Genomic DNA, 26,472 nt, shown 5'->3' with positions numbered 1-26,472 from the left:
TACAGAACAAGGGCTGGAGATAGGTCAGAACCTGTTCCGGCCCTTGTTTCTATAGAATTACGGTTCAATGCCCCAGCTAAGCTGATTGTTCAAATATCCAGTAACTTGATTGCTATTTACATATTGTGTGCTGGTCGCATTAAAGGAGTAGTCGTTCGATTGCGTGTAATTGGACCAGTTGTTTTTAGAGAAGCGTGTTTGAACTTCTGCACTCTGACCGGGGCTTAATGTTCCAGCCGCACTAGAGAAACTAATCTCCAAGTAATGATCAGCCCCGGAAACCGGAGTCGTCAGTTTAACGAAAGCACTGCTCACATTAGCACTTCCTACGCTGGACCAATCAGACCAGAAGCTCTGCCCTTGTTCCCCGTCAATGGTGTAGTAATACCGAATCTTGACATCACTCAATGAAATGTCGGAAGTCCCCGAGTTAACTACTTTGAATTTAGGCGAGATTCCGTTGGTAGATGTACTTGTGTTGCCATTATAAGCTTGAATCGTGATGGCCCCGTCAGGGGAGGGAACGGTTACGCCGCTGTCAGCAATATTCACGGTAAGGATGGCTTGACCACCTCCGCTGAATTGGAAGTTGATCGTACTCTGGCCAAGCGGCAGAGTGGACAGATAGGATTTGTTCAAAACGACAGAAGAGCCTGTCACCGTATAATCCTGACCGGATATAAGCGCATAACTGCTATTATTAATACTGATGAGCTGTAGTCCATTCAAGGAAAGAGCAATTGTAATGTTTTGCTGAAGATTGGCTGCTTTATCGAATGTGGTATTTACGGGTGAGATTGACGCAGCACTCGGTGTTGAATTGACGACCTTAACTTTAAGTGTAGGATCTTGACCTTGACTGAAATCAAATGTGAAGGTATGTTCGCCAACTTGCATCTGTGACAAGAATTCTTTTTTGAGTACAAGTGTGTTACCGCTTAAGGTATAGTCCTGGCTCGGGGTGAGTGCCTGAGTGCCCATACGGATCGCAGTTAACGTATGGCTGTTTGAATTTAGGATGATGGTTTGGTCACTCTGATTAGGTGTATACTTGTCGAATTCAATGTTGGAGGGTGATAGGGATGCATTTGGAGTTGGATTATTGGATTGCAGATTCGGAAGCTCATCTAACGTAATGACATAATCACTTTGATATAGAGTTGTCAGTGTGGCAGGATAGTTGAAGGCAGAACTCATCAGATGCTCACCATACCATGGACAGAAGTAGAGCCAGCCGGATTTTTCCTCAACTAAATTCTGTAAGCTCGGAACGGTATCATTCTCGGTCATGGCCACCATCTTTGTTCCATTCGTCAGATCAACCAGCTTATAGAAAATTGAAGTAATGGCGTCCTCGTTCGGAACGCCGGACAATCCGTCATCGCGATTGTAGACCGTATTGTATTTATCGTAGCCTACAAGATCGACCTGATCATCTCCTGGATACCATGCGGGAGATGTACTGTACACATAGCTGTTATAAGTCCAGATCAAGTTGTGCAAGTCGTACGTTTCAGTTAGTTCGGTATAGAGCAGATCCCATAGATCTTTGTATACTTCTGCACCTGCTGAAGCCCACCAGAACCATGCACCTTCTCCATTCAAGCCTCCGTTTCCTTCGGCCTCATGATAAGGACGGAATAGAACGGGTACATTGTTATCCTGCAAGATTAGCAGCTGCTCCGCCAGATCCTCAATCGTCATCATGACGTATTGATACTCTTTCGTACCAGGTATGACCGCATTTGCTGTATTGAAATTGGTTTCGGATGGCTTATAGGTGGCATCCTTCCAATCTACAGCCTGCCCAAGCTGATAGGTCGTGAAATTCTTGGGTACATTGATATGCCAAGCGGCTGTCGCAATACCGCCTCGATTGTTTACCCAGTCGATCATCCGATCAGTCGTGCCGTCTTCCCAGCCGTACAGTGGATTATAGTTCATAAAGTCAAAGCCGCGAATGGCTGGATACTTGCCCGTTAGATCATGGATCCATTCAAATTCGAGCTCATAATCGCCGTCATTACCGCCTCCATAGATCTCCTGCTGACCCGAGATAATATGGTTACCATACACTTCAGTTAAGTAATTCATAAGAAGCTGAGTCTCAGGTGTCGCTTGAGTATCTGTGAGGACAGGCTGTACATCCAGGGGATCAAGATCAGCATGATCTACAGTGAAGGAATCGAAATATGCAAATCCCCAGCCGGCCTTCAGTTGAATCGTATTGCTGCCTTGATTTAGTTTGAAAAATCCAAAATTGTAATCGGACCAAGTAGTCGCATAGGGCAGCATAAAAGTTGATTTTGTAACCCCATTTACCGCGAGTGATTGTTGCCTGCCGTCAGGACTTACCTCCTGCATATACCGTGATGAAACTTCATACATGCCTGTTTCTGGGACAGTCACGTTGAAGGTAATCGTCCCGGAACCCTGCATCCAGACAAATCCATCTCCTGTGTATCCAGGCTTAGGCTGGCCGTAGATTTCCGTGACCACTTGAAGATCAGAACTGAGCTGAGCATCTTCACTTTCGATAGTCAAGAGTGGGGCGTCGTCTGCTTGAGCAGGGACTGTTACTAACCCTACGAGCAGAGCGAATACCATCAGTATTGCGCTTGACTTTTTGAACAATTGTACCATTAACATCTTCCCTCCATATAAAATATGATGAAGAATGGATACTCTGCTCGGTCATGGTTGCGCTTTCAAAGTAAAGATAACATGATTGCCATTAATTGTAAATATTCTGATTTTGTTATTTTGAGAAACTCAAATTCGCCTATCTATATCAAGTGTACTGCATTCGACTTCATTCCCCTAAAATAAGCGAGTATTGAATCTCAGAGTCGGTTAATACATATTATGGAATCTCAATAAACGATTGAAAGGAGAGCTGACAAATGAAAAAGGAGCATCGCTATTGGATTACGGTTCCACTCTTCGTTCTGGTAATTGTAATTTCTGCTTGTTCAGGGGAAACAGAGCATGTGACGAAAACGGCAACTGGAGAAAGTGAAAATCAATCCTCTGTGCCTCCTTCATCTGAGCAGGAATCTCCCGAAGAGAAGACGCGGGAAGAGACCAAGAGCTTTGAGATGTTGACGTCTGAAGGAAATCAGTTATTTGAAGGACGCTTGCAGTACGGCGAGGGATTTAGTATGTATGTCTTTGAGAAGTTTACATTTGATGCAGATACCGGCCGATTGTCTTTGACTAGCAATCCAGATTACTACGTGGATATTAAACCTTTACCAGCCGATTATAATTTAGAGCAGCTTGAAGCTGCCGCCAAGGAGGACTTGAGTGAAGCAGGAGAAGTGTCTGATTATAGTGGTGAGTTAGTCGAACATCCCCTTGGGTTCGCTGAGCTTTACCTTCAAGCTTCCGGAGTGGAAGGCATCAGCGATTATATGGTATGGACAACAGAACAAGGGGATGCTTTTGAATTCCGCCTTCATAATCCGAAGAGTGAGGAGGCTTCCGATTTCGCAGGACCCGTTCTTGTTTCCCTGTCGACTGTGCAAAAAAATAAGTAGTTCATTTCGTTCAGAGTCGCATTCTTCGTGCGGCTTTTTTTATGCGCTTGGCGATTCAGAAGCTGTAACTACGCATAAGCCCAGACCAGATGATGAACGCATTCATACATTAAATGGTATCTGCCTAATAGAACTTTTATATAAAGGAGCAGGATCATGGATGAGTTCAAAAGTTAAGCTCACAGGGCGAGTCATTTTTAAGGGAGACCCTGGTTACGAAGCTGCTCGTAAGAATTGGGACCCGCATACAGATCGATTTCCTAAGGTGTTCGTTTTTGCACAAAAAACACAGGATGTGGCCAATGCCATCCGATGGGCTCGTCAAAATCATGTTCCATTGCGCGCCAGAAGTGGAAGACACGCCCTGGAAGGGAATCTTTCACAGATCAATGGCGGCATTGTCATCGATGTAAGTGAGATGAAGAAGATTACTTTGGATAAAAAGAGCGGAACGGTCATCGTTGAGACAGGTAATCAGGTAGGAAGAATTGTGGATACGCTCGCGCGGCAAGGGTTTATGGCTCCATTCGGTGATAGCCCAACAGTGGGAATTGGAGGTATAACGCCAGGAGGGGGGATTGGACCGCTGCAACGGACAACAGGCCTCATCTGCGACAATCTCATCGGACTTGAAATGGTTGACGCGAAGGGGAGAGTCATTCGAGCAAATCACAAACAAAATTCGGATTTATTGTGGGCTTCCCGTGGCGGTGGCGGCGGCAACTTCGGCATCTATACCCAATATAAATTTAAAGTCCTGCCTGCTCCAGCCAAAGCTACCGTATTTAGCATCACGTGGCCTTGGGAGCAATTTGAGGAAGTCGTAAGGAAATGGCAGGTATGGGCTCCTAACGCCAGCAACAAATTAGGCAGCGAGTTAAGTGTCGGTCCTAAAAAAGGCGGTAATGTCAGCATGTTAGGAATCTACCTCGGCTCAAAGGTCAAGGCGCTTCACCAGCTGAAACCTATTCTCAGCGTGGGCACGCCGACTCAAAAAGTAATTCGTTACCTGCCTTACACGGAAGCTACGAAATTCATGCTTGCCCCCGATCCGGTGCTTACTCAAAGATATAGCAATCAGTTTTCAAGTGGTTTTGGGAAACAGCCATTTCCCGATAAAGCCTATAAAGTGATGCGCGAATTTCTGGAGAAAGCTGAGGGAGGGACTCCGGCAGGCTTCTTTTTCCTAAACTGGGGCGGAGCCGTAAGCAGAGTAGCTCCACAAGCAACGGCGTTCTACTGGCGACAAGCTAAATACTATGTGGAATGGAATAGTTCGTGGGTTAAACCATCCCATGCAGCCCGAAATATTGCCTTGGCCCGGAACACAAGGAAGAAATTAAAGCCTTATATTGTAGGTTCCTACATCAATGTTCCTGACCAAGGGATTAAATGTCCAGGGCCCGTCTATTACGGGAAGAACTATGCTAGGTTGAAGAAAATCAAAGCGAAATACGATCCGAAAAATGTATTCAACAATCCGCAAAGTATTCCTCCAGCATAAAATACAGAGCCGTTGATTCCATTCTATCAGCGGCTTCATTGATTATGCCATAGTAGTGTTTAACCTTAGGGCTGGAGCAGCCAGCGGTGTGCCTCAGGAAATAACTTACTCCAAGTCGATTCGTGATGTGTTCCTTCGGGAACGGCATCGAATCGAACCCGGTCCTCCGGAACCCCTGCGGCAATCAGCGTCTGACGGGCAAGCTCAACATGCTCGTACGCGGTCTTATTAAATTCGGGATTGTCAGTTTCTTGTCCTCCAATGCTAAGATAGACCCGCAGAGCGGGTGATAACACTGAGCTCTGGATCAATTGCATAATCGCGCCGTTATCGTGCCACATAACAAAGGAAATCCCGCCTACACGGCCAAATTGTTCTGGATAGCGAATGGCCGTATAAAGTGCGATATAGGCACCAAAAGAGCTCCCGGCAATCGTTGTATGCTCTGGTTCTGGGCGTGTACGAAAGTGTTTATCGATATAAGGCTTGAGCGTTTCTGCCAGGAAAGCAGTGTACGCCTCACCTTTGCCGCCGAAGCCATACTCGTCGTTGACTGTAAAATTGTATTCATTATTACGTTCCTTGCCCCCATGGTCAACGGCGACCACGATCGCTTCTAAAGAAGGATTCTCAAGTCCCATCTGCGAAAGGGTCTCATCTACACCCCATTCGGTGCCCCAGGATGTTGCTTGATCAAATACATTCTGTCCATCTTGCATATAAATGACCGGATATCTCTGTTCTCCAATGTTATAGCTGCCAGGCAGATATATCCAGATTCTGCGCTCGATTTGCAGCTGAATTATTGGAAATGCATTGAATATTCGGACATCCCCCGTTATAGTATGCGTTCCCTCGTCAGTAAGAACATCTCTCCAAGGTATAGGATCACCAATCTTCATCCTCATTCTCCTAGTACTCATATTTACTAGAATCTTATCGTGCGCTACTAATGAATGCAATACAGTATGAATTTTAGATCGTTTATTGACAATGTTAAGAAGTAGTTATAGTATCTAATTAATTGAAAATTCGATCGAGGAAGCACCTCGCACTTACTTTGTTAAGTGTGGGGTGCTTTTTTTTTGCAATGAAATCAGACAGCGTCATCTAACGCGATGAACCTGGGTTCGTACAAACATATATTGAGGTGGTTGAACTAAATGTTACTTAAAATATGGAGAACGAAAATATTCTGTATGCTGCTGCTCACATTATTTGCCGCAACGGCTTCTGCTGCAGATTTTAATTTGTCGATGAACATCACAGACAAGAAGGCTAAGACATTAGCGGGTGGCTTTCATGCGCAGGTGCAACCAGGGTCTAAGCAAACATTTACAGTTACTGTCACGAATCACAGCAAAGATCGTCAGTCCGAATTTTATCTATATCCTGCGGATGCTGTTCCCAAATTAAATGGAGGTAAGGATTTTACTAATTATGGAGAAGAATTAACAGGGCCAGGTAAATGGATAAAGACAAAGCCCTTAAGGGTAACCCTTCCGCCTTTAGAATCTCAGAATTACTCTTTTGACGTTGAATTTCCTGAGCACTTGAGCTACGGCCAATATATTTCTTATATTGCACTACAAGAATACCCGGAGGCTGTGACAGCAGATACGCAACAACAAGAAGTGAATTTTCATACGGAAGCATTAACCAAAATCGGAATACAGATCATTGCTGATTATAACCCGGGTCAAGCACGTACCCAATTTTCATTTTCTGATTTTAAATATGAATACTTACATAACGGCTTATTAAGCGTATCTCCATATATTAATAATGAAGGGACTATACTCGGTAAGCCTGAAATTGAGATTCAAGTGGTTGATACCGACACGAATACAAGCCTCTATAAGAACAAACTGAGTATGGAATCTGTCTATGGAGGCACAGAGGCGGAATCAAAATTTATATTACAAGGGCTTCACCTTGAACAAGGGGGTTATAAAGCGGTATTAACAGGACAGTGGAAGGATGAAGTATTTACGAAGGAATTTGAATTTGTTCTAAACCGGGCGGAAGCTGCTAAATCTAAGCAATCTCTTGCTGATAAACATCTGGCAAAGGTGCTGCCCCAGAATAATAATGGAGGGATTTCCTCCCTAATGATCTGGTGTTTGCTTGCTATCATCTTCTTGTTACTGAGCCTGCTTATACGGATGAGATTCAAGAAGAACGATGAAAGGAGGGATTAAGGTGTAACATCCGAGGGAAGTACAGAAGCAACGAAACACTAAAGGAGAGATTATAAAATGTCAATCATGAAGAAGTTAGAGACAGCTCTACTCGGCTTAGTATTCATCATGTCAGTTCCACTGACAGCCGCAGCTGAAGAGCTAGATGTACAAAATCCGGAGAGTCAGTTTAGCTTAACCGGAGGTCAGCTCACATTCTCGGCAGATCCAATTATTTTTGCTCCCAAGGAAATCAACAACAAGGACTGGAAGGGAGCAACGGTAACCAGCAACATTCTTCTCACAGACAATACAGGCCGAGGGGACGGATGGACCATTACTCTAGCTGCATCAGATTTTGTAAGCCAGGCGCTTACGGATCCCACATCCGGAGGAAATGGGACATATACACTGTCCTATCCTGCCTCAAATGTTGAAGTTAGATCCGGACAGATTTATGTGAATACGGGGCAGCAAGTAGATACTACGTATGGCCCCTTATCCAAGAGCTTCTATCTATCATCTACACCACAAACCATTTTCAGTGCTGATCCAGGTTACGGTATGGGAGATTATCAAGTTAGTCCAACTTTTTGGATAAATACGCCAAAAACCGTTACCGTCAGTGAGCTTCATGGCACAGGATCTTCTTATGCGATCGGGGATACGGTGGGAGCAGTGGCAACTACATATACAAGTATGTTAACGTACACACTGGCAAGCGGAATTTAATGAACAGAACTTAGTCAAAGCTTGAACGAAAAGAAAAAGATGCCTGCAGAAGCAGGTGTCTTTTTTAGCAAAAGAGCATTTTAAGATTGCTGCTGAATTGCCTGCCTTCATATACATCCAGAGACCGATTTATAATTGGAGCTGTATGGTATACTCACAGAAAATGAGTACTGCACTTGCTTTCTATAACGGTGATGAGGGAAGGGAATATGTGCGATAAGACATGAATGGATAAACATGATTGAATCTTAGATTTTAACAGGTTCAGCAGTTGTATACTTTGTTTCATACAAAAAAGAGAATGATTCCGGAAGAATTCGGAGTCATTCTCTTTATTTTTGCAGGAATATTACATATTAATTTTGGATGCGGCATGCGATGAAGTGCACCTCCAAGCAGTGTAATTCGGTTTGTCCCGGCAGAGTACCGGCTAGAGCCAATCCTGCTTGAAATCCTCAATATAATGCCTGACAGTTGTAGGATTCTTTCCTGTTACCTTCATATAATCATGCTTAATTCCTTTTGCAAGTCCGAGCTTCGTAGGCATATGAATTCCAGCAACCACATTTACGAATGGTTCGTCTATACCTGATTGTGTCATATACTGCTTGAATTCTTTGATTGATGGGTTCGTATATTCAATTTTTACGCCAAGCACTTCCGTCATTATGACTGCTACCTCATAAAAATCGAGTGCTTCATTGCCTGTGATGATATAGATTTGATTTCTATGCTTAGCTTCCTCCATTAACGATAGAGCTGAGACTTCTGCAAGATCTCTTGTGTCCACAAAGCTGGTTTTTCCGTTTCCTGCCGGCACAAAAATGTGGTGTCTTTCTTTAATTTCCTTACAGAGAAAATCACTTAAATTTTGCATGAAATAGCCGGCACGAACGAAAGTATAAGGTATTTTACTGCTTTTGATCCGCTTTTCCATCTTGTAATGATGAATGAATGGCATAAACTGAACGTCTTTTAGCGATAGGTAGGTAATGTGTTTGATCCCTTTTTCCTTCGCCTTCTCGAGAAAGACATCGAACTCAAGTTGTTGACCAGGCGGATACATTAAAAAAATCCGGTCAACCCCTTTGAGCGCTCCATCAAAGGTGCTTATCTCTGAGAAATCAAGACGCACGAATTCATAATCATCTCCATATTTGGCCTTCACCTGTTCAACATTTCGCACCGCACATACGTTCGGAATATTTCTATTCTTCAATTCATTAGCAACCCAGAAGCCAACCTTTCCGTTAAAGCCAGTTACTAATACCTTCATCTGATATCCTCCTTGCTATAGCTCTCCGTTATGTCAGCATATCTGAATTCGGTGCATATTCATCCTGTCCCTAACCACAATTTCGCTCCAATAATGTTCCAAGCTGTTCTGCTAATACTTCATGGGATACAGGTCTTTCATTGCTAAACCACCACTCAACCACGCCTACATAGGAAGATGCTACAAATTGCACAACAAGATCTTTATTCAAGCCCTCGTTTTTCCCTTTAGTGGTATCCACTTCGTCCTTGAATTCTTCAATCAAGAACTCCAAAAACCGATGCCGGAAGAAAGGTGCTCCTTTACTTGCGAGCATCATGGAGAAGAAGGAATAATTGCTCTCCAGGTATTCCGTCCATATTAAGGACCCTTCTACAAAATCCATATCCGCAGCGGCCTCGCATCTGTCGCGAAGCTCATTAATATGGGTTTCTATCAGTTTATCTAACAGATCATATTTATCCATATAATGTAGATATATTGTACCTCTGCTAACATTAGCTCGATCAGAGAGGTCCTGGATTGTAATATCATCAAACGGTTTCTCCCTCATAAGCTCAATGACCGCAGATTTTAACGCTTCCTGTGTTTTAATAATTCTTCTATCGATTTTGCTCATTTCGTTATATTCACCAGACTTTCTCTTTGCATTCGTTTTAGCTCCGTTTGAAGCAGATAATTAACAATATCGATAAATCTATTCATTAATATACAAACTCTTACATAATGACAATTGCTGTGTAATAAGAATTCATTATAATTATAGACATGAGTTCAATAAAATAAAAGTGTTAATTAAGTAAATCAAACTTTTAAGCTGAACACTTTTTTAAAGAAGGAGATGTTTAAGACATGTGTAATAGCCATGAATCTTTTAATACACGGGTACTGAGCGTTCCGGCGGCAAAAGCGCCATTTGAACAAACCACAATCGAGCGGAGAGCATTACGTCCTGATGATGTATTAATTGATATTAAGTATTGCGGTATCTGTCATTCTGATATTCACAATGCGCATGATGATTTTGGTAGTGGAGTATTCCCAATGGTTCCTGGACATGAGATTGCAGGTGTGGTTGCGGCAGTAGGCAGTGAAGTTACGACATTTGCTGTAGGCGATCGCGTTGGTGTGGGCTGTTTTGTTGACTCTTGTGGTGAATGTGTATTCTGTCAAAGAGGAGAAGAACAGTTCTGTCAGAAAGGTGTTACCATCGTGTTTAACTCGATTGGCTATGATGGAGAGCTGACCTATGGAGGATACAGCCAAAAAATCGTTGTGAAGGACAAGTTTGTTGTACGTATTCCGGATCGCATGGAACTGGATGTTGCCAGCCCGCTGCTATGTGCTGGGATTACCACCTACTCGCCTTTGAAGCACTGGAACGCGGGGCCAGGCAAGAAGGTTGCTGTGATTGGCATGGGCGGCCTCGGTCACCTTGCTGTTCAGTTTGCCCATAAGATGGGTGCAGAGGTAACGGTTCTAAGTCATAGCGAGAAGAAGAGGGAGGAAGCTCTCAAATTTGGCGCTGAGCGTTATTTTGTGAGCAGCAATCCTGATGCATTTAAAGAGCTGGCAGGTCAATTTGATCTGATTCTTAATACGGTTTCTGCCAATATTGACGTTGATGCTTATCTGTCCATTCTAAATGTTGATGGAACGCTTGTTAATCTTGGCTTGCCGAACAAGCCGGATCAGTATAATGTGTTCTCCTTGTTTGCTGGAAGACGGAGTATTACTGCATCCAATGTTGGCGGTATTAAAGAAACACAGGAGATGCTCGATTTCTCTGCTCAAAATGACATTGCTCCCATGATCGAAGTCATTCGTGCAGACCAAGTGGACGAGGCGTTCGGACGGGTTCTGAACAGCGATGTGCGTTACCGTTTTGTCATTGATATGGCTACACTATAAAGCTTCAATAATCTCAAGAGCCAATCATGGATTGGCTCTTGTTCACAGCTTGCCACGTAAGCGTCAAGTTAAGTGAACAATAGATGTTGTTTTGTTCATTATTGTACGATGCGAGGATAATTGACTATTAACTTTTGTGCTGAGACAGCATAATCGATACCGCGTGCGGTTAATTTATGACAGATTGTATTTTAGATAAATAGGCTGGTTTAGAGGAAGGTGCGGATCATGAAAAAAATATTAATATTAGGTGCGAATGGACAGGTTGCTCGTCAAGCCATAGATCTGTTCCTCACCGAAACAGATGCTCAGCTGACGTTGTATCTTCGGAATTCGAGCAGGCTGCAGATCTCAGATGCCAATAGACAACGTGTGATTGAGGGTGATGTCAATGATATGAGCCGATTGAAAGAAGCGATGGCTGAGCAAGATGTGGTCTTCGCAAATTTGGGGGATCCCGGTATCGTACAGATGACCCGAAACATGATCAAGGCGATGAACGAAATGCAGGTGAAAAGGGGGATCTTCATTAATATACTGGGCATCTACGACGAAGTACCAGGCAAGTTCGGAGAATGGAATAAGCGAATGGTTGGCAGTGGTATACATGCCTGGAGGGAAGCAGCGAGTTTAATAGAAGAATCTGATCTGGACTATACCATTCTAAGATGTACCTGGTTCACTAACAAGGATGAAGTAGATTATGAACTGACTGAAAAAGGCGAACCTTTGACAGGCACTGAAATATCACGGAAAAGTATCGCTTCTGTGGTTGTCCGTTTGGCTGAAACGGAGAACTGGGGAGTACGCCAAAGTCTAGGAATAAGCAAACCTAATTCGGCTGGTGATAAACCGGCATTTTACTAGAAACCGCAGAGGATGAATCAGAAAGTGGGGAAGCGATGATGAGTAGACGTACATGGCTAATAACTGGAGTTAGCAGCGGTTTTGGTTATGAAATGACCAGACTGCTGCTAGAGAAAGGTGAGAAGGTCATAGGAACGGTGCGTAATAAAGATAAGGTTAGACAGCTGATAGAGCAATATCCGGATCACTTTATTTGCGAGTTCCTCGATGTTACGGATGTGCCTGCTATTCGCAGGTTAATTGACAATTCTTATAAAAAGCTCGGCCGTATTGATGTCATCGTGAGTAATGCAGGTTATGGACTCTTTGGAGCTGCCGAGGAATTAACTGACGAACAAGTGGAGCATATTATTGCGACAAATCTGACAGGCTCTATTCAGTTGATCCGATCTGCTCTTCCTCATCTGCGCAATCAGGGAGGAGGCCGTATTATACAGCTTTCAAGTTATGGGGGTCAGGTAGCCTTTCCAGGCAACTCCATGTACCATGCCACCAAGTTTGGCATCGAGGGCTTTTGTGAATCGGTTGCTCAGGAAGCAGCATCTTTTAACATCGGAATCACACTGGTAGAGCCTGGTGGGGCTCGAACAGAGTTCCGTTATGGCAGCGCCCAGGTGGCGAAGCTTATGCCGGAGTATGACGGTAATCCGGCACACGGTTTTCTTGGAATGCTGGACCCTTCTAACGGATTGGCCCCTGGAGACCCGGTTCGCATGGCTGAACGAATCATAGAAAGTGTTGATCAAGAGCCCGCTCCTATGCGGATGATCCTCGGGTCTCAAGCACTGAAGGTTACTCTATCGACACTGAAGACACGAGTGGAGGAATTGGAAGGACAGGCTGCGCTGGCCGCTTCCACAGACTTTCCTCCGGGAGAGTAATGGCTGCTTAAATCATCTACAAAACTTTAAGTAGAAGGGAGAAATCGAGATGGAGAATGATTACTTAAGCAACAGCACTATTTTTCCGCGTGGGGAAAAGGTGCAGGCGAACTTTACAGGCGATGCTTACCTTGAAATGGTGTTTACAGATCCGGCGCCTCTGAATACCACGATCGGCAATGTAACTTTTGCACCTGGCGCACGAAATAACTGGCATTCCCACAAGGTTGGTCAGGTGCTGTTAGTAACCGGGGGCAAAGGCTGGTATCAGGAAGAGGGCAAGCCTGCCAGACCGCTTACAACGGGGGATGTCGTTAATATTCCTCCTGACGTGAAGCATTGGCACGGCGCAGCTAGGGACAGCTGGTTTGTTCATCTCGCCATGACACCGGGAGAAACCGAATGGTTTGATTCCGTCGATGCGGATGGGTACGACCAATTGGAAGGATAGATTTATGGATAGGCAATAACGCAATTCTATATACATTATAGCGAATGGAGGCTTTAGATATGGAATACATCAAATTCGGAAATACGGGGATGGACGTGTCACGTATTTGTCTTGGCTGCATGAGCTTTGGTGAGGTACTGCCTGGAGGACATCAATGGGTGCTGAATGAGGAGCAGAGCCGTCCGATCATCAAGAGAGCACTCGAGCTTGGCATTAATTTTTTTGATACAGCGAATATATACGCATCCGGTACCAGTGAAGAGATCGTTGGACGAGCGCTGAAGGATTATGCCAATCGAGATGAGATCGTCCTTGCTACGAAGGTATGGGGACGCATGCATCAGGGACCGAATGGCGCTGGTCTTTCGAGAAAATCTATCATGAGCGAAATCGACAACAGCTTAAAAAGATTAGGAACAGATTACGTGGACCTCTACATCATTCACCGCTGGGACTACAATACGCCGATTGAAGAAACGATGGAAGCGATGCATGATGTGGTGAAATCAGGGAAGGCCCGTTATATTGGAGCTTCTGCGATGTATGCCTGGCAGTTCCAAAAAGCGCAGCATATCGCGGAGAAGCAGGGCTGGACAAGGTTTGTTTCCATGCAAAATCATCTTAATCTCATATACCGTGAAGAAGAAAGAGAAATGATGCCGCTTTGTAATGACCAGAAAATAGCAGTGACTCCTTACAGCCCGCTGGCGTCGGGACGTTTGATTCGGGATTGGTCTGAATCCACCCATCGCTCCGAAACAGATGTCATTCAAAAATCAAAATATGATGCGACAGCTGATGTAGATCGGTTGATTGTGGAACGAGTGGCATCGGTCGCTGATCAGCATGGAGTTCCGCGCAGTCACATTGCACTTGCTTGGCTGCTGCAGAAGGAATCGGTAACAGCTCCAATCGTCGGTGTTACCAAAATGGCACAGCTGGAGGAGGCGGCTGCAGCTGTGTCTGTCAAGTTAACAGCAGAAGAAATCTCTTTCCTTGAAGAGCCCTATGTTCCGCATCCTGTAGTAGGGGCACAATAATACCATTTGTAAATATTAGCGAGGAGGAAATGGTTATGAAATATGTGACTTTAAATAATGGTGTTCAGATGCCCATATTAGGTTATGGTGTGTACCAAATCCCTGATCAGGAAGAGTGCGAGAAGTGTGTGCTGGATGCTATAGAAGTAGGTTATCGTTCGATTGATACAGCACAGGCATACCGGAATGAAGAAGCTGTAGGCCGTGCAATAAAGAAAAGCGGAATTCCTCGGGAGGAATTCTTTGTGACTACTAAAGTATGGATTTCCAACGCGGGGTACGAAAAAGCAAAAGCTTCCATAGAAGATTCGATGCGAAAGATGCAGCTGGATTATCTTGATTTAGTACTCATCCACCAGCCCTTCAATGATTATTATGGGACTTATCGTGCGATGGAGGAGTTATACAAAGCCAACAAAATCAGAGCGATTGGTGTCAGCAATTTTTATCCGGACAGATATATCGATCTGGTGCAGTTTAGCGAAGTGGTTCCGGCCATTAACCAGGTGGAGACCCATGTCTTCAATCAGCAGGTCAAGGCTCAGGAAATTATGAAAAAATACAACACCCAGATTGAATCCTGGGGCCCTTTTGCAGAAGGGAAGAATAACTTCTTTACAAACCCTACACTTCAAGAAATCGGAACGAAGCATAACAAATCCGCAGCTCAAGTCGCATTACGGTTCTTGATTCAGAGAGATGTGGTTGTTATTCCAAAAACCGTAAACAAAGATAGAATGGAACAAAATTTGGATGTATTTGATTTTGAACTGAGCTCAAGCGATATGGCGAAAATAGCGGAACTGGATACGGGCGAAAGCTTGTTTTTCTCCCACTATGATCCAGATACCGTTGAATATCTAACTGATTACGGTAAGAAAGGTTTGGAATAAGTAGCGAAGCCGAGTATGATCATAGAAGCGAATATCGACCCGTAGAAGGAGCTTTGAAGAAAAGCGGCCCGTTCTTCGGGTCTTTTTAATATTCCGTAGGAAGCTGCTGTAAACTTGATGTGTCGAATCATGTTTCGCTTCTGAATCGATATTGCCTTGGTGAGACGCCAATGAACTTCTTGAATTGTCTCATAAAATGGGTATCGTTCTCGTAACCACAGGAATGGGCAATGTGAGTTACTGACCACTGGCTGTGATCTAATAGATACTTCGCATGCTCCAGCCTGGCATTGATGATATCGGTCATGACAGAGCATCCGAATAGCTCCTTATAGATGTGCTGGAAATAAGATTTACTCAAATTCAAGCTCAGTGCGAGATCCTGCACAGATCTATATTTCTGGGGACTGCGGTACAGTTCGCTTCGAAGCTCAGTGAATCGGATGTAATAATGGTGGAGCTGGTGTGGAGCAGTTCGTTCCCGCAGGTCTGTCAGTTTCATGAAAAAAGATCGAAGATCACTATCAATAATTCGCTCACGCAGACGGCCGTCAAGTCGATGCCGGTTCGTAAGCTCCATGATGCTTCGGGATATCAGCATTGGATCAGAGGCATCAACCGGAGTGTCCACAGGAAAATGGATATCCAGCAGGAATTCCTGAATGCCATCGCCGTTACAATGAAACCAGTCATTAATAAACGGGCTTTCAAGCTCGCGATAATAATGGGGGGTATGGGGTTGAAAGAGGATAAACGTATTCTTCTCTACCGTCAGGGTGTCGTCATGCAGCTTCACTTCCGCTCTACTATTAAAAAATACAAAAATGTAGTTTTCCGAACCGTTGGGTCTGTTCCGTATAATACCTTCACGGTGTATAGTATGGAACCCACAGGATAACAGCTTAATCATTCGTTTGCACTCCTAAGCACGATAGGTCAGTTTTTGATGATTATAGTTTATTGAATGGCCAGAGGCAACCTTCTATACTCTTTTAGGAAGCATGGATTTAAAAAAGGAGGCCACAGCGATGTCGGTCGATCGAAAGTATTGGGTGGATACCCTGGTTCGCATTGTTCATCCTGTACTGCATTCATTATCAGAACGTCGGCTGAAGTTGGATATGCCTGTTGAAGCAAGGGCTCGTGATCGATCCGATTACACTTATCTAGAAGCACTCGGGCGCACACTTGCGGGGATTTCACCTTGGCTTGAGCACGGCCCGCGTACAGGAGAAGAAGGAGAAATTCGGGCGAAGATGGCCGATATGGCAAGGCGTGCCATAGATATGGCTACAGATCCTGAATCACCAGACTTTATGAATTTTGCGATAGGCGGACAGCCCGTCGTTGATGCTGCCTTTCTTGCGAACGCGGTTCTCCGTGCTCCTAATGAGCTGTATACGTTGTTAGATGAAAAAGTGAAGCGGAATTTGATCTCCGCACTGCAAGCAACTCGCATTATACGTCCTGTATTCAGTAATTGGCTGCTGTTCAGTGCCATAATTGAAACCGCTTTATTCCGAATGGGAGTCGAGGATTGGGATCGGATGCGTGTGGATTATGCACTGAGGCAGCATGAGCAGTGGTATATGGGCGATGGAGCTTATGGGGATGGACCTGCATTTCACTGGGATTATTACAATAGCTTTGTTATTCAACCCATGCTAGTTGACATATTAAATGAAGTTGGAGATCAATATGGAGATTGGGCGGAGCTTCGAGCCAAAGTGTTAACGAGAGCTGAACGTTATGCCGCTATATTGGAACGGTTCATTTCCCCAGAAGGCACATTCCCGCCTATTGGACGATCACTTGCTTACCGCTTTGGCGCATTTCAGCATTTATCGTTAATGTCCTTAAGAGAGGAGCTTCCGAAAGAGCTGGAACCTGCTCAAGTTCGCTGTGCGCTTACAGCGGTCATCAAGCGGCAGATACAGATGCCTGGAACTTTCGATGATGCCGGCTGGCTTCGAATCGGATTTGCTGGACATCAACCAGATATCGGAGAAGCCTACATTTCGACAGGCAGTTTATATTTGTGCACGACTGTATTTTTGCCGCTCGGACTGTCACCTGACGCTGCTTTTTGGCAAGGACAGGCCGATTGGACGTCACTTAAGGCCTGGTCAGGCGGGAACGTATATTTGGACAAAGCCATATTAGGATAACCATAGAGTTCTTGAGAGGAGCATGTAATATGACAGTTCAACCGGATTGGGTGCAAGAAGCTTGGGATCAAACGGTAACAAAAGTGAAGCGAATTCATCATCGAATTGGAGACCGCTTTCCACATGCAAGTGTGAACGGAGAATATCAGCTGGAGCGGGCCTCGTGGTGGACCGCCGGCTTCTGGCCAGGCATACTGTGGCTTGTTTATCGTGATACCAAAGACGACGCACTCAAGGAAACGGCAGAATCCTGCGAACGGCAGCTTGATTCATTACTTACGGATGCCCATCAGGTAGATCACGATATCGGATTCATGTGGACTTTAACAAGCGGGGCCAGGTATAAGCTTCTAGGAGAAGAGGACTCGAAACGGAGAGCGCTGCTTGCCGCTAACCTTCTAGCTGCGAGGTTCAACGTACAGGGAAATTACATTCGAGCGTGGAATGGAGAGAATAACGCAGGCTGGGCCATTATTGACTGCTTGATGAATTTACCCCTGTTACACTGGGCATCCCGGTCGACGGGTGATCCAAGGTATAAACATGTTGCTATTAAGCACGCAGATACGGTATTGAAGCATTTTTATCGTCCTGATGGCTCGGTTGCTCATATTGTCGTATTCGACCCGGAAACAGGAGAGAAGCGGGAAGTGATGGGAGGACAAGGGTACGCACCAGAATCAGCATGGTCTCGTGGAACAGCGTGGGCGATATATGGAATGAGTCTAAGCTACCACTATACAGGTAAACAGGAGTATCTGGATGCAGCTAAACAAACCGCGTATTTCTTTATGGCTAATCTACCGGAGGATCATGTTCCGTATTGGGATTTCCGTTCACCCGAAGGAGTGCCTTCGATTCGAGATTCCTCAGCCAGTGCCTGTGCCGCCTGTGGACTCCTGCTTATCGCAGATCAGGTAAACGGACTGGAGGCGGAGATGTACCGCAAATGTGCAGAACGAATCCTCTACTCCTTGTATACCCAATACGGAGCATGGGAATCGGAGACAGAGGAAGGGCTTATCTTACACGGAACGAGTCATTACCCTGGGAAGAGTAATATTGATGTCCCATTGATCTACGGGGACTATTACTTTACAGAAGGCATATCGCTGTTAATGGGGCAACAAGATAGGTTCTGGTAAGATCTATGTACATAAATAAATATTTCGACCTGTAGCATTTTTTGTACGATCAGCCGCCAATAGGCGGCTTTTTTTCTATATTTATTTAAGAAGCGACTCCGCTCCATCAATATAAATCTCGGTTCCGGTAATATGTGAGGATAAGTCGGAAGCGAGGAAAGTCACTAATTCTGCAATCTGCTCAGGTTGACCCGGTCCATGCTCCAGAGGCTGATCACCTTCAGGATACTGGACGGGGATCTCAATGTCCTTGATATCCGTGGAGCTGTGTATGGAATCTCCAATATGGGTTTTAATCGCCCCTGGGCATATTGCGTTCACGCGAATTTTGTACTGTGCCAGCTCGAGCGCAGCCATCTTCATGAGTGCAATTTGTCCCGCTTTAGACGTGCTGTAAGCCGTATAGCCAGGCTGAGAGAAAATACGGTTACCGCTAACTGAGCTTGTAATAATAATGCTGCCTCCATGCTCTTTCATGAAGGGAATGGCATGCTTAAGCGACAGGAACGTTCCTCTTAAATTGGTATGGATTGTACGGTCCCAATCCTCCTCATTCATTGTTTCAATAGGAGCCATTTCTCCGGCGATCCCCGCGTTGGCAAACACAATATCAAGTCCTCCCCAATGTTCGCTTGCCGTGCGAATTCCCTGCTTGATGTCATAAGTCGAATTGATATCGCACTTGAGAGCTATAGCTTCACCCCCGGATTCCTCAATATGTGCCTTCACGTTGTTCACATGATCCAGATCAAGATCTAACAGACATACCTTCACGCCTTCGTCCGCGAGCTGCAGAGCTGCTGCACGACCTATACCAGAGCCGGCGCCAGTAATTACCGCAATTTTACCCTTTAGGTTAGGTTGCCTTAACATAGGATTGATCCTTTCATTTTTTCGATTTTTTCAAGTATTTTAAACCAGTCATTGATAGATTAAACCCGGAACCGTTTGATTTTTTAGAAAAGAGAGTGTAATATGTAATATACTTTGATTAGAGTACTTTTATTAAACTACTCATAAGAGAGTATTTTTTCACTTGAAAGGAAGAAGATGAGCAAATGAAGTTTAAGTCGTTTTTAAAAACAAGAGGAGCGATTGCTGCCATTTTTATGGGGATTTTTTACGCGGTTGCGATGCTGGGAATATTTCTCCCTGGATATACTGCAATTCCGAACAACATCGATAAACTCCCGGTAGCGATCGTAAATGAAGATGCGGGAGAGTATGGAGGAACGATTGCTGAGCAGCTACAAGAGAATTTGCCATTTGAAGAGATTTCAACGAATTTAACAAATGCAGAGGCTTTAGCTCAGTTAGAAGATAATGATCTGGCACTGGTGATTCATATTCCGGAGACGTTCTCACAGGATTTGCAGAGCGGGGATGTGTCATCCAGCATTGACTTTACAACAAATGCGGCAGGAGCGACCGTCGTCTCCTCGTCCATGACATCCATTGTCAGTGAAATCAACAATCAATTAAGTACTCAGTTTTCAACCCAAACCGCACAAAATATATTAATGACGTTAAATGTTCCGGAGGATCAAGCGGCTGCAATGGCCGAGAAGATCGAAACGACCTATGTCGGAAACTCCGTAACCATTAACGAAATTCCTGCAGGAATGCATAACAATATGCTGCCGATGTTTTTGACAATGGCAGGTTATGTTGGGGCAATGATCGGAGCTATGCAGCTGGTCGGCTCCTATAAGGCTAATCGGGGAACAACAAGCAAGTGGCGTTTATTCCTGTATGTTCAGATTACCGCTTTACTTATTGCAACAGTATCGTCTGTGGCAGCACTTGGCATTTCGTATGCTGTAAACAATTACGGAGCAGACACATTCTTCACACTGTGGGGTCACCAAATCCTGAACTATATGGTATGCTTCAACTTCACGGCGATCTTGATCTTCCTGGTAGGTGAAGGGGGCATGATACTTAATATGCCGATTCTACTCCTTCAAACGATTGCTAATGGAGCAACCATCCCGCGGGATATGATGTATCTGCCTTATGAATGGATGAGTTATATTTCACCGATGTACTATGCTGTACAGGCAAACTTTGAACTACTGTTCACAGATAACAGCTCCGCGTATCATCACTGGATGATGGCCGCTGTAGGTGGAGGAGCTCTGCTCATTAACATGCTGATTGTGGCGTTCCTGCATAAGTCTAAGGCAGTAGATGAACCGGTACAAGATTCAATAACGGAAGAAATGGTACAGCCAAATGTGAAAAAAGCTTTGAAATGACTGTTTAAGATCTGCTACAATAAGGAGAATGATGCTGAAGGAGCTAATGCATGGAAGTTCAAATTTATATTCTAAGCAAGCTGATGGAAGGCAATAATTATCCTTACCTCTTGAAGAAGCAACTGTCGGAGCCGATTCCATTTGATGAATTTACAGGCTTAACCGAAAGCAAGCTGTATTATCACTTTGAAGTGTTGGCGAAGCAAGGCTTGATTGAAGTCGTGGAAGTGGTTCGTGAAGAGCACCGGCCAGATAAACAGGTGTTTGCCATTACATCCAAGGGCCGGGAGGAGCTCCCCAAGAAAATCTACAAGTTGTTCGAAAATGCGGTTCATGTGGGTGGAATGACAATTGGCATTGCTAATTTGCAGTACGTCGATCGGGACAAAGTTGTTGCTATTTTGGAGAAAAAGCTGCAAAAATATCAAGATCGCTGGGAGCAAATTTCTCATTTTGAGCAGTATTTAGAAGTAGATGAACATAAAAAAAGATTTGTGGATTTCATGACCAGCTATTCATCAAGCAAGACGAAGCATACCACCGATTGGCTCGAACAATTAATTTCCCTTATTAAAGATGGAGCAGTATAGTCATCCAACGGACTTACAGTATTGAATATGAAGTTAAAATAAGCTTCTAATGCCTAGCTTAGGTATTAGAAGCTTATTTGTTTGTTAATGCTTGCTTAAATGATCCAGTTTGCGGATTTATGCATATCTGTGCGATCCAGTACTACAATATACCAGTTTCAATCATCGAAGCCTTGTGGGGTCGGTTGGTAGAATAATAAATGAGAAATATAAAGGAAATGCTACAATTCTTAACAACCAAATGTTAAAGATCGTTGATAGATATCACCTTAGATCTTCTATTAAGATGTAATTTGTAAGGAGATGAAAGATATGATTGATATGAATATTCGTACTTTTCGCAAAAAGCTTAAATTAAGCCAGGAACAATTGGCAGAGAAGGTAAATGTGTCACGACAGACGGTAGCAAAATGGGAGAATGGAGAAGCCGTGCCCGATATATATAAAGGCAAATTGCTTTCTGAGATTTTTCAAGTCACACTGGATCAGCTCTCTCGCAGTATGAACGAAGAAGAGGTGGACCAGGTTGCTCCTAGGGGGAAGCATTTTTTTGGTGTGGTAAAAGTAGGAGAACGAGGACAGATTGTGATTCCCAAGCAGGCACGAGAAATGTATCAAATTCATGCAGGTGATAAGCTGGTGGTGTTGGGAGAAGACGCAACGAGAGGTATTGCTGTTTTGAAAAGTGACGGTTTCCTGCAATTTGCAGAGATGATTAGGACATCCGAAATCATGGAGGAGGGAATAGAATGAGCAAAATTGTCTTTTTCTCGATACCCGCTCATGGCCATACCAACCCGACTCTTCCCGTTGTCAGAGAATTAGTCAATCGAGGACACGAGGTATGGTATTATTCGTTCTTGGAATTTCAAGAGAAGATTCAAGCCGCTGGTGCTTCATTTATAGCCTGTGATGAATATTTGCCCAAGCTGTCACCCGAAGAACTGGATCGCAAGGCCGGCAAAGATTTTGCAGCATTGATTGAAATGGTTGCCGATACGACCATAGCTTTAGATGCGAAGGTATGCAAGGAATTGCAGGAGTATCAGCCCGATTGTATTGTATCGGATTCTTTATGTTTTTGGGGGAAGCTCTTTGCCAATAAACTAAAAATTCCCTATATATGCTCGACAACTACTTTTGCGTTTAATCAACATACAGCCAAGCTGATGAAGCGGAGCTTCTGGGAACTATTGAGGATGGTCTTAGGTATGCCCCGAATCAATAAAAAAATGAAGATGCTTAGGGATCACGGCTATGATGTGAGAAGTTTTATATCCATTGTTCAAAACGATAATGATACTAACACAATTGTATACACGTCGAAGGAATTTCAACCGATGGCGAATACCTTTTCTGAACGGTATGCCTTTGTTGGTCCTTCCATTAGAACGTTGTCACCACAGGAGAACAATATAAAGGATAGACAAGTAATCTATATTTCCCTCGGCACCGTTCTTAATAAAAATCGTGAGTTCTATAATAATTGCATCAACGCATTTGCAAAATCCGATTATACGGTTGTAATGTCCGTGGGTGAGAAGACAGAGATTAAATCACTCGGCAATATTCCTGATAATTTCGTTGTAAGGAACACGGTCGATCAGATCTCTGTATTGCAAACTGCAGATGCGTTCATTACACATAGCGGTATGAACAGTGTGAGTGAAAGCTTGTATTTCGGTGTTCCCATGGTGTTATTTCCACAACACAGCGAACAAAAAATGGTTGCTAATCGGGTAGCTGAACTGGGAGCGGGCGTATTGCTGAAAGAGAAGAAGCGAGCAGATCTGGCGGCATCAGTAACCGAGGTGCTGACAAATGTGAAATATAAGGAAAACGCGAAGAAGCTATCAAAATCCTTACGGAATGCAGGAGGAGCGGTTGAAGCGGCGAATGTTATTCTGGAGCAGGCCCAGTCAGCTTATTGATATTTTGTAGGGAAGGGAGTATGACAATCATGTCGGTTTCACAGAGCAAAAGCGCACTTCTTGTTATGGATATGCAAAACAACATTGTGTCACGCTACGTTAGCAATAATGAATTGCTGTATCCATTCCAGCAGGCTGTAGAAGCGGCACGCAGAAGTGACATCATGGTGATCTATGCCAAAGTTTCGTTTCGTTCGGGTTACCCCGAGATCAGTCCAAGGAATAAAATGTTCGGGGCAATCAGAGCCCGTGCAGGAGCTGTAACTGTGAGTGAAGCAATGGACATCCATGAAGCGGTAACCCCTCTTCCAAAGGAGCCTGTTGTGACCAAGCTTCGAGTGAGTGCTTTTGCAGGGAGTGATCTAGACATCATTCTTCGGTCCAATCAGATCGACACACTCATTCTGACCGGTATAGCCACTAGTGGAGTTGTACTATCCACTTTACGAGAAGCCGCAGATAAAGATTACACGTTGAAGGTGCTCTCTGACGCATGTATCGATGCAGATGAAGAAGTACATCGTGTTCTGATGGAAAAGGTGTTCCCTCATCAAGCAGAAGTACTCACTGTAAAAGATTGGGTGAATACGATAAGGTAAGGTAACTTTTTATGGATGAATGAATAATAAAAATAGCGGAGCAGCTTATATGTCAAATACTGCTCCGCCAATTTCTAATATTACATGACACTTATGCCAGCAGAGTAAGTCCACCGTCAATACCTATCATCTGGCCGTTCATATAATGAGCTTGTTCACTTGCCATAAATGCAAGAATAGGACTGCAATCTCTGTAGGCTTCACCAACATAACGTACAGGTATAATTCTAGTAAGTTCTTCCATCGCAGCTTTTCCTTGTGGAGTCATATCAAAGCCGCGTGCTTTGATAACAGGGAAGAAGCAGTTGGTCGTAATTCCGTATTGTGCCCACTCTTTAGCTGCCACTCGGGTTAAAGACATGATCGCTCCCTTCGCCATTGCGTAACTTGCGAATCCTGGAGTGCCAGATACGGCTCCACCTGATGATGTGGTAATGATTCGTCCATATTGCTGTTCTTTCATATATGGGAAGCATTTCTGCATCAGAAGCATGGTATATAGAGGACCTGTGGTGTAGCTCTCCAGGGCATATTCTGAAGTTGCATGTATCAAATCGGTCGGATGGCTGAGCCCGCCCTGTGCAATACAAGCTAGAATTTCAATCCTTCCAAATTCGGAAATGGTTTTTTCTACAATATTATTCAGATCTTCTTCCTTGGATACATCAGCAACCAGTGTTACTATTTTGCCTTCCAAGCCTGCTGCTTCTTCGGCAAGCTGGAGCAATCCTTCTTCTTCATTAGAGCAAGCCAGTACATTTGCTCCCTCTTCTGCATAACGCAAGGCACAGCCGTAACCCACGCCGGAGCTCGCTCCGACAACAATTGCTGTTCTACCTTTAAGCATACCCATGTGGCAGTCCACCTTTCTAAGATTAAGAATACAACTTTAATTGTACAGAGCTTGGCCATATTCTATAATCTCTGAAAGCGTAGTTATTTGTATTAACAGCCCTATATTTTTATAGGTTAACGAATACTTGGATTGATCGTATCATGTTGATTCATATCATATAAACGAATACATAACTCTAGCTGGAACCGCTCGTCTGGTGAGGTCAGATCACTTTCCAGCAAGGATATCAATTTATCCCTTCGGCTAAGAAACGTATTCCGTGAGATGTACAGCCTGGCTGCTGTACGTGAATCGTTCCTGCCTTCTTCAAGCCATATGCGCAGTGTTTCTAAATAATCTACAGCTGAAGTTTCGTTATATTGGATTACCTTTACGAAGCCGGCAGGGAATAGTTTGCTCGCAGGCAGCCTTCCTGTGCATTTGCTTAGCACATAACGATTCCAGCAGTCAGAGAAGACTCTCACTTCAGAATCCTTTACATCCGCATATTCTAGAATCGATAAGGCTTCCTGGTAGTATATATTTAGCTGTGACAAGTCGGTAAAGCTATCACTTGCGCCTGCGACAAATTCAATTTTTCCCAGCCAGGCAGAGATGGATTGGTGAAACTTGTGGTTATCCCAGCCCATTCTGGTTTCATTGATTAATCCAACCAAATGATCATCATACAGTTGAGCTATGGATGAGGGGTTTTCCACCTGGAATCGATGCTTAAGGTAGTGTCCGTATTTGGTTGTGACATCTTCCGTGAACTGTATGACAATACACTTGAACTGATCATTAGCTCTGAAATGTAGTGCGTTCTTTAGCTTGAACAGATCAGCTTCTGAGACAGTCACACCCGTGATTAAGGCCTCGAGCAGATTTGTAAAAAAACTTCCGCTTACTTGCGAAGGACGAAGCAATAATGCCTTCACGTAGAAAGATAAGATATCCAGTAGCTGCAAATCATGTATCAGAATGATATGCTCATAAGGATGCACGCTCAATGTTCCTAGATTAATAGGACCATCATTGATGTAGCTGAAATAAACCTGGAAGGATTCCTTTGTTTCTTGTATTTTTTTGAGATCCAGCTTGTAATGATTATTGTCCACTGTTTCAACCGCATGCATGAGTGTATGAAAATTTGTCTCTTTGCTGTAGGTGCCGAGACTGCTGCTCTCAACGCGCTGTCCTTGATATGAAGCAGCCAATTCGTGATTATTCTCATCCGTGACACACAACAAATTATCCAGCACTACAGAGCTTATATCCAGCAGCTCTTGTAGTGTTTGGTGATGATATACAACCTGCTGCATACGATTCTCCCAATCCTGATAAAGGGCAAAAATCGACTGAATTTGATTAAGTACTGCAGCCACAGGAACCTCGGGATCTACAACGATTATTCCGCTGTCTTTATTCAAATCAAGATCCGCAATGGGAATTCCGCAATAAACAAGGCAGCACCCTGCATACGAGGAATTCCTATTATCTGACATAACATAAATATGATTTTTTTGAACAGCTAACGATGATTCGTACAAAAGCGGTGGATGAAGTCCTTCCAGGCTATGTTCGGCAGCCTCATAATGGATGTTCCACTTTTTGGACAACTGATAAACTAGCATTTCAAATGTGATTCGCATAATAAGCTCTTTTCTGAATT

General features: G+C 44.1%; 25 protein-coding genes. 17 read left to right on the top strand and 8 right to left on the bottom strand.

What is annotated here, in order from left to right; translation table 11 throughout:
* Positions 1–57 precede the first annotated feature (57 nt).
* A complete protein-coding gene (locus TCA2_RS12675; RefSeq protein WP_047911950.1) occupies positions 58–2,643 on the bottom strand; it encodes a glycosyl hydrolase in 2,586 nt (861 codons plus the stop codon).
* A 260-nt stretch (positions 2,644–2,903) separates the two neighbouring features.
* Here TCA2_RS12675 and TCA2_RS12670 point away from each other — a divergent pair, with 260 nt between their 5' ends.
* The gene (locus tag TCA2_RS12670) at positions 2,904–3,539 is read left to right on the top strand and encodes a hypothetical protein (protein ID WP_047911949.1); all 636 of its coding nucleotides are present in this window, start codon (positions 2,904–2,906) and stop codon (positions 3,537–3,539) included.
* A gap of 160 nt (positions 3,540–3,699) precedes the next feature.
* Complete coding sequence (locus tag TCA2_RS12665; protein WP_047911948.1) at positions 3,700–5,043, top strand: FAD-binding oxidoreductase; 1,344 nt, start codon at positions 3,700–3,702, stop codon at positions 5,041–5,043.
* A 65-nt stretch (positions 5,044–5,108) separates the two neighbouring features.
* Here TCA2_RS12665 and TCA2_RS12660 read toward each other — a convergent pair whose 3' ends face one another.
* Positions 5,109–5,945, bottom strand: a complete 837-nt coding sequence (locus TCA2_RS12660; RefSeq protein ID WP_047911947.1) for an alpha/beta hydrolase — start codon at positions 5,943–5,945, stop codon at positions 5,109–5,111.
* Between the two features lie 297 nt (positions 5,946–6,242).
* Here TCA2_RS12660 and TCA2_RS12655 point away from each other — a divergent pair, with 297 nt between their 5' ends.
* Together TCA2_RS12655 and TCA2_RS12650 are read left to right on the top strand one after the other, a co-directional pair.
* Complete coding sequence (locus TCA2_RS12655) at positions 6,243–7,244, top strand: WxL protein peptidoglycan domain-containing protein (protein WP_193746036.1); 1,002 nt, start codon at positions 6,243–6,245, stop codon at positions 7,242–7,244.
* Positions 7,245–7,301: 57 nt separating this feature from the next.
* Positions 7,302–7,955 (top strand): hypothetical protein, encoded by a 654-nt coding sequence (locus TCA2_RS12650; protein WP_047911945.1) that lies wholly within the window; start codon positions 7,302–7,304, stop codon positions 7,953–7,955.
* 430 nt (positions 7,956–8,385) lie between these two features.
* Here the strand turns inward: TCA2_RS12650 and TCA2_RS12645 are convergent, their stop codons facing one another.
* Both TCA2_RS12645 and TCA2_RS12640 read right to left on the bottom strand, forming a co-directional pair.
* Positions 8,386–9,231, bottom strand: a complete 846-nt coding sequence (locus TCA2_RS12645) for an SDR family oxidoreductase (protein WP_047911944.1) — start codon at positions 9,229–9,231, stop codon at positions 8,386–8,388.
* Positions 9,232–9,301: 70 nt separating this feature from the next.
* Positions 9,302–9,850 carry a TetR/AcrR family transcriptional regulator gene (locus TCA2_RS12640; protein WP_047911943.1) on the bottom strand — a complete coding sequence of 183 codons (549 nt, stop codon included), beginning with the start codon at positions 9,848–9,850 and terminating at the stop codon, positions 9,302–9,304.
* 233 nt (positions 9,851–10,083) lie between these two features.
* On the opposite strand from TCA2_RS12640, the gene TCA2_RS12635 reads away from it, so the two are divergent.
* From TCA2_RS12635 to TCA2_RS12610, 6 genes are all read left to right on the top strand, one after another.
* Complete coding sequence (locus TCA2_RS12635; protein WP_047911942.1) at positions 10,084–11,142, top strand: NAD(P)-dependent alcohol dehydrogenase; 1,059 nt, start codon at positions 10,084–10,086, stop codon at positions 11,140–11,142.
* A gap of 228 nt (positions 11,143–11,370) precedes the next feature.
* A complete protein-coding gene (locus tag TCA2_RS12630; protein ID WP_047911941.1) occupies positions 11,371–12,009 on the top strand; it encodes an SDR family oxidoreductase in 639 nt (212 codons plus the stop codon).
* 35 nt (positions 12,010–12,044) lie between these two features.
* Positions 12,045–12,890, top strand: coding sequence for an SDR family oxidoreductase (locus TCA2_RS12625; RefSeq protein WP_238546374.1), 846 nt, complete (start codon positions 12,045–12,047; stop codon positions 12,888–12,890).
* A gap of 49 nt (positions 12,891–12,939) precedes the next feature.
* Positions 12,940–13,341 (top strand): cupin domain-containing protein, encoded by a 402-nt coding sequence (locus TCA2_RS12620; RefSeq protein ID WP_047911940.1) that lies wholly within the window; start codon positions 12,940–12,942, stop codon positions 13,339–13,341.
* A 59-nt stretch (positions 13,342–13,400) separates the two neighbouring features.
* Entirely contained in the window at positions 13,401–14,381 is a 981-nt protein-coding gene (locus TCA2_RS12615) for an aldo/keto reductase (protein WP_047911939.1), read from the top strand.
* A 35-nt stretch (positions 14,382–14,416) separates the two neighbouring features.
* Positions 14,417–15,274, top strand: coding sequence for an aldo/keto reductase (locus tag TCA2_RS12610; protein WP_047911938.1), 858 nt, complete (start codon positions 14,417–14,419; stop codon positions 15,272–15,274).
* A gap of 127 nt (positions 15,275–15,401) precedes the next feature.
* Here the strand turns inward: TCA2_RS12610 and TCA2_RS12605 are convergent, their stop codons facing one another.
* Positions 15,402–16,184, bottom strand: coding sequence for an AraC family transcriptional regulator (locus tag TCA2_RS12605; protein WP_047911937.1), 783 nt, complete (start codon positions 16,182–16,184; stop codon positions 15,402–15,404).
* 118 nt (positions 16,185–16,302) lie between these two features.
* On the opposite strand from TCA2_RS12605, the gene TCA2_RS12600 reads away from it, so the two are divergent.
* Together TCA2_RS12600 and TCA2_RS12595 are read left to right on the top strand one after the other, a co-directional pair.
* The gene (locus tag TCA2_RS12600; RefSeq protein ID WP_047911936.1) at positions 16,303–17,442 is read left to right on the top strand and encodes a DUF2264 domain-containing protein; all 1,140 of its coding nucleotides are present in this window, start codon (positions 16,303–16,305) and stop codon (positions 17,440–17,442) included.
* 29 nt (positions 17,443–17,471) lie between these two features.
* Positions 17,472–18,587, top strand: a complete 1,116-nt coding sequence (locus tag TCA2_RS12595; RefSeq protein ID WP_047911935.1) for a glycoside hydrolase family 88 protein — start codon at positions 17,472–17,474, stop codon at positions 18,585–18,587.
* An 81-nt stretch (positions 18,588–18,668) separates the two neighbouring features.
* On the opposite strand, the gene TCA2_RS12590 is transcribed toward TCA2_RS12595, so the two are convergent.
* The gene (locus TCA2_RS12590) at positions 18,669–19,460 is read right to left on the bottom strand and encodes an SDR family NAD(P)-dependent oxidoreductase (RefSeq protein WP_047911934.1); all 792 of its coding nucleotides are present in this window, start codon (positions 19,458–19,460) and stop codon (positions 18,669–18,671) included.
* A 185-nt stretch (positions 19,461–19,645) separates the two neighbouring features.
* Between TCA2_RS12590 and TCA2_RS12585 the strand changes: the two genes are divergently transcribed.
* The 5 genes from TCA2_RS12585 (at position 19,646) to TCA2_RS12565 (ending at position 23,965) form a co-directional block, all read left to right on the top strand.
* On the top strand, positions 19,646–20,845 hold the full coding sequence (locus TCA2_RS12585) for a YhgE/Pip domain-containing protein (protein WP_047911933.1): 1,200 nt from the start codon (positions 19,646–19,648) through the stop codon (positions 20,843–20,845).
* Positions 20,846–20,895: 50 nt separating this feature from the next.
* Positions 20,896–21,435, top strand: coding sequence for a PadR family transcriptional regulator (locus TCA2_RS12580; RefSeq protein WP_047911932.1), 540 nt, complete (start codon positions 20,896–20,898; stop codon positions 21,433–21,435).
* Positions 21,436–21,747: 312 nt separating this feature from the next.
* Complete coding sequence (locus tag TCA2_RS12575; RefSeq protein WP_047911931.1) at positions 21,748–22,188, top strand: helix-turn-helix transcriptional regulator; 441 nt, start codon at positions 21,748–21,750, stop codon at positions 22,186–22,188.
* Positions 22,185–23,366: a macrolide family glycosyltransferase gene (locus tag TCA2_RS12570; RefSeq protein WP_047911930.1), complete on the top strand. Its 1,182-nt coding sequence runs from the start codon at positions 22,185–22,187 to the stop codon at positions 23,364–23,366. Before TCA2_RS12575 ends, TCA2_RS12570 begins: the two co-directional genes overlap by 4 nt.
* A gap of 29 nt (positions 23,367–23,395) precedes the next feature.
* A complete protein-coding gene (locus TCA2_RS12565; RefSeq protein ID WP_047911929.1) occupies positions 23,396–23,965 on the top strand; it encodes a cysteine hydrolase family protein in 570 nt (189 codons plus the stop codon).
* Between the two features lie 91 nt (positions 23,966–24,056).
* Here TCA2_RS12565 and TCA2_RS12560 read toward each other — a convergent pair whose 3' ends face one another.
* Both TCA2_RS12560 and TCA2_RS12555 read right to left on the bottom strand, forming a co-directional pair.
* Positions 24,057–24,818, bottom strand: coding sequence for an SDR family NAD(P)-dependent oxidoreductase (locus TCA2_RS12560; RefSeq protein WP_047911928.1), 762 nt, complete (start codon positions 24,816–24,818; stop codon positions 24,057–24,059).
* Between the two features lie 116 nt (positions 24,819–24,934).
* Entirely contained in the window at positions 24,935–26,452 is a 1,518-nt protein-coding gene (locus tag TCA2_RS12555) for a CdaR family transcriptional regulator (protein ID WP_047911927.1), read from the bottom strand.
* Between the last annotated feature and the right edge of the window lie 20 nt (positions 26,453–26,472).

Source organism: Paenibacillus sp. TCA20 (assembly GCF_000732325.1).
Classification (GTDB): Bacteria; Bacillota; Bacilli; order Paenibacillales; family Paenibacillaceae; genus Paenibacillus; species Paenibacillus urinalis.
The sequence above is the reverse complement of the archived record's forward strand: the minus strand, read 5'-3'. Positions and strand labels throughout refer to the sequence as shown.

Bases quoted from the DNA above. Each gene is read 5' to 3' on its own strand.
- TCA2_RS12675 (WP_047911950.1), bottom strand. From the start codon at position 2,643: ATGGTACAATTGTTCAAAAAGTCAAGCGCAATACTGATGGTATTCGCT.
- TCA2_RS12670 (WP_047911949.1), top strand. From the start codon at position 2,904: ATGAAAAAGGAGCATCGCTATTGGATTACGGTTCCACTCTTCGTTCTG.
- TCA2_RS12665 (WP_047911948.1), top strand. From the start codon at position 3,700: ATGAGTTCAAAAGTTAAGCTCACAGGGCGAGTCATTTTTAAGGGAGAC.
- TCA2_RS12660 (WP_047911947.1), bottom strand. From the start codon at position 5,945: ATGAAGATTGGTGATCCTATACCTTGGAGAGATGTTCTTACTGACGAG.
- TCA2_RS12655 (WP_193746036.1), top strand. From the start codon at position 6,243: ATGCTGCTGCTCACATTATTTGCCGCAACGGCTTCTGCTGCAGATTTT.
- TCA2_RS12650 (WP_047911945.1), top strand. From the start codon at position 7,302: ATGTCAATCATGAAGAAGTTAGAGACAGCTCTACTCGGCTTAGTATTC.
- TCA2_RS12645 (WP_047911944.1), bottom strand. From the start codon at position 9,231: ATGAAGGTATTAGTAACTGGCTTTAACGGAAAGGTTGGCTTCTGGGTT.
- TCA2_RS12640 (WP_047911943.1), bottom strand. From the start codon at position 9,850: ATGAGCAAAATCGATAGAAGAATTATTAAAACACAGGAAGCGTTAAAA.
- TCA2_RS12635 (WP_047911942.1), top strand. From the start codon at position 10,084: ATGTGTAATAGCCATGAATCTTTTAATACACGGGTACTGAGCGTTCCG.
- TCA2_RS12630 (WP_047911941.1), top strand. From the start codon at position 11,371: ATGAAAAAAATATTAATATTAGGTGCGAATGGACAGGTTGCTCGTCAA.
- TCA2_RS12625 (WP_238546374.1), top strand. From the start codon at position 12,045: ATGATGAGTAGACGTACATGGCTAATAACTGGAGTTAGCAGCGGTTTT.
- TCA2_RS12620 (WP_047911940.1), top strand. From the start codon at position 12,940: ATGGAGAATGATTACTTAAGCAACAGCACTATTTTTCCGCGTGGGGAA.
- TCA2_RS12615 (WP_047911939.1), top strand. From the start codon at position 13,401: ATGGAATACATCAAATTCGGAAATACGGGGATGGACGTGTCACGTATT.
- TCA2_RS12610 (WP_047911938.1), top strand. From the start codon at position 14,417: ATGAAATATGTGACTTTAAATAATGGTGTTCAGATGCCCATATTAGGT.
- TCA2_RS12605 (WP_047911937.1), bottom strand. From the start codon at position 16,184: ATGATTAAGCTGTTATCCTGTGGGTTCCATACTATACACCGTGAAGGT.
- TCA2_RS12600 (WP_047911936.1), top strand. From the start codon at position 16,303: ATGTCGGTCGATCGAAAGTATTGGGTGGATACCCTGGTTCGCATTGTT.
- TCA2_RS12595 (WP_047911935.1), top strand. From the start codon at position 17,472: ATGACAGTTCAACCGGATTGGGTGCAAGAAGCTTGGGATCAAACGGTA.
- TCA2_RS12590 (WP_047911934.1), bottom strand. From the start codon at position 19,460: ATGTTAAGGCAACCTAACCTAAAGGGTAAAATTGCGGTAATTACTGGC.
- TCA2_RS12585 (WP_047911933.1), top strand. From the start codon at position 19,646: ATGAAGTTTAAGTCGTTTTTAAAAACAAGAGGAGCGATTGCTGCCATT.
- TCA2_RS12580 (WP_047911932.1), top strand. From the start codon at position 20,896: ATGGAAGTTCAAATTTATATTCTAAGCAAGCTGATGGAAGGCAATAAT.
- TCA2_RS12575 (WP_047911931.1), top strand. From the start codon at position 21,748: ATGATTGATATGAATATTCGTACTTTTCGCAAAAAGCTTAAATTAAGC.
- TCA2_RS12570 (WP_047911930.1), top strand. From the start codon at position 22,185: ATGAGCAAAATTGTCTTTTTCTCGATACCCGCTCATGGCCATACCAAC.
- TCA2_RS12565 (WP_047911929.1), top strand. From the start codon at position 23,396: ATGTCGGTTTCACAGAGCAAAAGCGCACTTCTTGTTATGGATATGCAA.
- TCA2_RS12560 (WP_047911928.1), bottom strand. From the start codon at position 24,818: ATGGGTATGCTTAAAGGTAGAACAGCAATTGTTGTCGGAGCGAGCTCC.
- TCA2_RS12555 (WP_047911927.1), bottom strand. From the start codon at position 26,452: ATGCGAATCACATTTGAAATGCTAGTTTATCAGTTGTCCAAAAAGTGG.